This is a genomic window from Kitasatospora sp. NPDC001095 (assembly GCF_053598615.1).
In genome coordinates, this window is the sequence record NZ_JBSFKQ010000151.1 from 1 (window position 1) to 1,273 (window position 1,273).

The 1,273-nt window shown below is 70.6% G+C and carries 2 protein-coding genes; one reads left to right on the plus strand and one right to left on the minus strand.

The genetic code is table 11. The features are described from left to right. On the plus strand, positions 1-385 hold a 385-nt coding region (locus ACWDBB_RS36240), incomplete at its 5' end, for an electron transfer flavoprotein subunit alpha/FixB family protein (RefSeq protein ID WP_396318904.1). Positions 386-545: 160 nt separating this feature from the next. On the opposite strand, the gene ACWDBB_RS36245 is transcribed toward ACWDBB_RS36240, so the two are convergent. Further along, entirely contained in the window at positions 546-983 is a 438-nt protein-coding gene (locus ACWDBB_RS36245; RefSeq protein WP_449793658.1) for a hypothetical protein, read from the minus strand. Positions 984-1,273 lie beyond the last annotated feature (290 nt).

The window sequence follows — 1,273 nt, forward strand, 5'->3', positions numbered from 1 at the left end:
CCGTCCCGAGCTGACCGAGGCCGCGATCGTGGTCTCCGGCGGCCGCGGTGTCGGTGCCGCCGAGGGCTTCGGCGTGGTCGAGGAGCTCGCCGACGTGCTGGGCGCGGCCGTCGGTGCCTCGCGCGCCGCCGTGGACGCCGGCTGGTACCCGCACAGCAGCCAGGTCGGCCAGACCGGCAAGCAGGTCTCCCCGCAGCTGTACGTGGCCAACGGCATCTCGGGCGCCATCCAGCACCGGGCCGGCATGCAGACCTCGAAGACCATCGTGGCCGTCAACAAGGACCCCGAGGCCCCGATCTTCGAGCTGGCCGACTACGGCGTGGTCGGCGACCTCTTCGAGGTGCTGCCGCAGCTCACCGCCGAGGTGAAGGCCCGCAAGGCCTGATCCCGCACAACGACGGCGACGGAGGGCGTGGCACCGAGGGGTACTCGGTGCCACGCCCTCCGTCGTCTCCCGGCGGATTCCCGGCGCGCCGCCCGGCCCGACCGGTCGGTGGCGCGGTCCGCGACCGAGCCCGTGACGCACCCCGCGGCGAGCCCGCGGCTCACTCCGCGACGAAGGCCGCGAGGTGCTGGGTGAAGCCGCCCTGGGCCGGCGGCAGCGGGCGCGGTTCGGTGTCCGGCGGCGACGGCGGCTCCTCCATCGGCAGCAGCCGCAGCTCCGGCTGTTCGGAGTCGGGGGAGGAGAGCAGCCGCACCCGGGTGCCGACCGGGACGGTGCTGCGCATCCCGTCCACGATGCACCAGACGTCGAAGCCCTCCGCCATCCGGATCAGCGACTTCTGACGGACCAGCGGCGTCCGGGCCTGCTCGACCGCGCAGCGCCGCACCACGCCCGTGCCCTCGCTGGGCTCCAGCCTGAGGTCGGTGGAGCCGCAAGTGGGGCAGAGCAGCCGTTGGAAGGTCGGGTTGTTGCACCACGTGCAGCGCTGGAAGTACAGCGTCGTGCTCCGGGTGTCGGCATCGATGGCTGGGTGGACCACGCTGTCATCTCCCTGCGCTCGGACGGGCTCGTTCGGCGGAAGTACGGCGAAAGTACGCCGGAAGTTCGGCACGAAAAGGATAGGGAACTCAGTACCGCCAAGGGAAGGCACTGAGTTCCCTTTTTGCCGCGCGCATGCATAATGAAGGGTACTGAGTACCGTCGTGAAACAGGAGTGGCGATCATGAGCCAGGAGTTCGATCTCTTCCGGATCTCCGAGGAGCACGAGATGCTCCGTGAGGCGGTGCGTTCGCTGGCCGAGGCGAAGATCGCTCCGTTCGCGGCGGAGGT